This window comes from Desulfovibrio sp. (assembly GCF_047607245.1).
Lineage (GTDB): Bacteria > Desulfobacterota > Desulfovibrionia > Desulfovibrionales > Desulfovibrionaceae > Desulfovibrio.
In genome coordinates this window covers 1-3,722 of record NZ_JASGDK010000105.1, presented here as the reverse complement: position 1 = coordinate 3,722, position 3,722 = coordinate 1, and the positions used below count along the sequence as shown (strand labels likewise).

General features: G+C 54.1%; 3 protein-coding genes and 1 pseudogene. All 4 read right to left on the bottom strand.

Features of this window, described 5'->3' with window-relative positions; all coding sequences use genetic code 11:
- Nucleotides 1-188 precede the first annotated feature (188 nt).
- On the bottom strand, nt 189-563 hold the full coding sequence (locus QM579_RS08770; RefSeq protein WP_414998786.1) for an iron hydrogenase small subunit: 375 nt from the start codon (nt 561-563) through the stop codon (nt 189-191).
- A 9-nt stretch (nt 564-572) separates the two neighbouring features.
- A complete protein-coding gene (locus tag QM579_RS08765; protein WP_414998785.1) occupies nt 573-1,829 on the bottom strand; it encodes a [FeFe] hydrogenase, group A in 1,257 nt (418 codons plus the stop codon).
- A gap of 103 nt (nt 1,830-1,932) precedes the next feature.
- Nucleotides 1,933-2,928: a [FeFe] hydrogenase H-cluster radical SAM maturase HydE gene (hydE, locus tag QM579_RS08760; protein WP_414998784.1), complete on the bottom strand. Its 996-nt coding sequence runs from the start codon at nt 2,926-2,928 to the stop codon at nt 1,933-1,935.
- 22 nt (nt 2,929-2,950) lie between these two features.
- A pseudogene (locus tag QM579_RS08755) lies at nt 2,951-3,722 on the bottom strand ([FeFe] hydrogenase H-cluster radical SAM maturase HydG); the annotation flags it as partial.

Below are 3,722 nucleotides of genomic sequence, written 5' to 3'. Positions count from 1 at the left end.
TCATTCATAGTAGAGATTCCTTATGGCGGGGGGACGTCGGTTTCTGGCTGCAGCCCGCTGAGCATTCTGCCATTCAAGCTGGGCCGACACGGTGGGGCATTACCGTGCCGGCCAGGGTCTGGGCGGGAACCTCACTCTGGTTCCCGATGCGAGCTGTGGGCACAGCTCACAATTTTTAAAATTACTGTCTACTCGTATGGATATGGAGTTGCGGAAAATTCCTTGTATCGCGGGTGCGGATATACCCCGGCGTCAACAAGCGCCTGAAGATTTTTCGATTTATCAAACCATTGGGTGTGAAGCAGATCTTCGGATTTGTGACTCAAGGGCTTGCCGAGCCAGTCATCATACAAGGCTTTGACCTGAGTATTGTCTTGCGAGGCTCTTTTGGGAAACGCCGCGTCCGCGCCGTACACGCCCTTTGTGCGGTCTACCATGTAATCTTTGATGTCTTTGACCGCCGCATGCGCCTTGTTAACCAGGCGCACACTGAGCAAAAGACCGCCAGAAACGATACACGCGCCCTTCAAGAAACCGCGTCTTGTGATGCCAATGATGGACATAGCCGCCCCCTATGCGTTGGTTGAAGCGTTAGCGAGACGCTTTTTAAGGCCTGCGAACAAGCTGGTGGCCTTGCGTTCAGCATATTCCAGCAGGTTGGGCATGATGGGCTGCCCGCCGCCACAGACACAACCGCCAGGGCACGCCATAAATTCGATAAAATGATAAGGAGAGTTACCCGCCCGCACCTGATCACACACGGCAGCAAAATGTTTTCCCCCGTGTACAACGGCCAGACGCAGTTCTGTGCCATTGATGGTGACGGCATATTCCTTCACGCCCATCAAGCCTCGAACTTCCTTGAAATCCCAAGAATCCGGGCGCTGGCCGGTAACAGCCTGATAAGCGTAGCGCAGGGCGGCCTCCATAACACCGCCAGACACGCCGAATATGGTCGCCCCACCAGTAGATTCGCCCATAAGGCTGTCGCGCTCGCCTTCTGGCAGCTTGGCAAAATCTATCCTCGCCTGACGTATCATGTAGGCAAGTTCACGGGTGGTAAGGGTAGCGTCAATGTCACGAATGCCATTGGAAGCCAGCTCTGGACGCAGCCCTTCATATTTTTTTGCTATGCAGGGCATGATGGAGACGGTGTAGACCTGTTCGGGGTTATAGCCTTTTTTCTCGGCCCCATAGGTCTTGGAAAGACGGCCGTTCATGCCGATGGGCGACTTGCAGGATGAAAAATGCGGCAGCAGGTCAGGGTAAAAAGTTTCTGCGTATTTTTGCCAGCCAGGACAGCAGGACGTGAACTGTGGAAGATCCTTGTTTTTACCCAGCCGCTGTACAAATTCCGAAGCTTCTTCCCAGATGGTGACGTCAGCCGCGAATTCCGTATCCCAGCAGTGTGTAAAGCCCAATGCCTTGAGGGCTGCGAGCATTTTGCCTGTGGTCACACTTCCCGGCTCAAGCCCAAAAGCTTCGCCAAGGGCGTAGCGAACCGCTGGCGCAGGCATGGCAATGCACTTGAGATTTTTATCCTTCAGCTTTTCCTGCAGTTCGGGCACCCATGTCTGTGTCTCATAGATAGCCATTTCAGGACAGTGCGTAAGACACTGCCCGCAGTTGATGCACGGTTCAGGATAAGCGACTTTATGGGCCAGTCCTGTTTCACCATATACTGCTCCGGTGGGGCAATATTCCTGGCAGAGGTCACAGCCGATACATTTTTTGTCGTCAATCTGCACAAAAAGCATCTTGTCGCCATCCGCACCTTTTGGCGGCACATGCGGCTCATACTGGATATGTTCCATTGCAATGCGCGGCATCTCAACCTCCTGATGATAACAGATGAAGTACACGTTTTTACCAACGCTGCCCGGCGTGCCAGCCTGAACCCTGTTGCGCCGACCATGCGTAAACTACTGCGCTCTAGGCTGACGCCAATGCTTTCGGTAGTGTGCTTTGCGTCTTCCATAACGGCTTGAGGGCATGGGTGCGCCCGGCTTCTTCAATGGCTGCCTGAACCCCGGCCATATCGACACGATTTTTGTTGTCATAAATGCGATAGTGTTCGCGAAAACCCATCGGCGTGAAGCCGGGCATGAGAACATTTGCTCCCGCCAGCAGACCATCACGTTGCCCGCATTCAGCGTCCAGAGTGGCCAAGGCTGTGGTTGCCGGAATGTTGGCCCAGGGCAAGACGATGCGCAGCACAGCCAACACACGCAAGGCCATAGGTACGCTTCCACTTTCCGATCGCCCCAATGGCGTATTTTCCTGCGGAATAAACGGGCCTGCTCCACACATGGATACGCGCAAACGACGGGCAAGCAGTATATCGTCTACAAGACTTTCCGGATGCTGCCCCGGCAGGCCAATCATGAAGCCCGATCCGCATTCATATTTCAGCTTTGCCAGTTTTTTCAGGCAATCAAGGCGCTCTTGCAGATTGTGACCAGGATGCAATGCGGCATAGAGGCTTCTGTCAGAGGTTTCGTGCTTGAGCAAAAAGCGCACGGCTCCCGCCTCTTTCCAAAGTGCGTAAGCCACTTCGGGCTGTTCGCCTACGCTCAATGTTATTGGCACCCGATGCGAACTTCTAATGGCGTCGATTATCTGGGCTAGCCACAACGGATCAATGGTGTATTCGCCGGACTGCAGCACAATGGTGTCAACGCCGGCATCCACTGCCACCGAAGCGGCCTTGAGGATTTGAGCTTGAGAAAGGGTATACCTTACGAGGGCGCGGTTCTCCCCCCTCAAGCCACAATAGCGACAATTACGCCAACAAAGGTTGGAAAACTCTACAAGACCGCGTACGAAAACGTGCGAGCCTTTTTCACGTTCGAGAACCCGGACCGCGTATTGGCGCAGTTCAGGCCAGGGGGTCTCAAACAGCAGAGTAGAGATTTCTGATCGGCGCATAGCTACTCCAACAAGAACCTGCTTAACAGTAGACGTCGCGCTGGCCAGACCGCACCTTGGCCAGCAGTTTTTCCGAAACGCGGCGCGTACGGTCCTCCATGCCGTTCAGCGTGGAAGCAATAGCTCCCTGTCCAGCCAGACGGGCTTCAGCCGTTGCATAATCCAGCAGATACTCTTCAAAAGTGGAAAGCGCGTTTGGCGCACATTTGGCTTTAATGAGTCCGGGTTTGGCCAGATCCATAAAATCCTTACCAGTGCGGCCAAGCCTGTAGCATCCTGTGCAGAATGACGGAATGAATCCGTGATCCCCCAAATCCTGCACCACCTCAGCAAGGCTTCTGTGATCGCCAAGCTGAAACTGGGCAGCCTCGAACTGACTGCTTTCTTTGTATCCACCAGGATTCGTGCGGCTGCCTGCGGAAATTTGAGAAACGCCAAGTTCCAGTGTGAGGCTGCGAATATTTGCATTCTCACGAGTAGACATGATGATACCTGTGTAGGGCACCGCCAGCCTCAAAATGGCTACGAGTTTCAAAAAATCCTTATCACTGAGGGCGTGCGGCGGATGTGAGGCCATATCTGAACCAACGGCAGGCTCTATGCGCGGAACGCTAATGGTGTGACAGCCGACACCAAATCTGTCTTCAAGGTGGGCGATGTGCTGCATGAGCGCCAAAGTTTCGTAACGCCAGTCATACAACCCATAAAGCAGCCCCATACCCACGTCATCAATGCCAGCCAGCATTGCCCGGTCAAAGGAAGATGCCCGCCAGTCAAGATCGCTCTTGGGGCCG

What these genes read in the sequence shown, in the direction of transcription:
- QM579_RS08770 (WP_414998786.1), bottom strand. Translation starts at nt 563, where the DNA reads ATGTCCATCATTGGCATCACAAGACGCGGTTTCTTGAAGGGCGCGTGT.
- QM579_RS08765 (WP_414998785.1), bottom strand. Translation starts at nt 1,829, where the DNA reads ATGCCGCGCATTGCAATGGAACATATCCAGTATGAGCCGCATGTGCCG.
- hydE (WP_414998784.1), bottom strand. Translation starts at nt 2,928, where the DNA reads ATGCGCCGATCAGAAATCTCTACTCTGCTGTTTGAGACCCCCTGGCCT.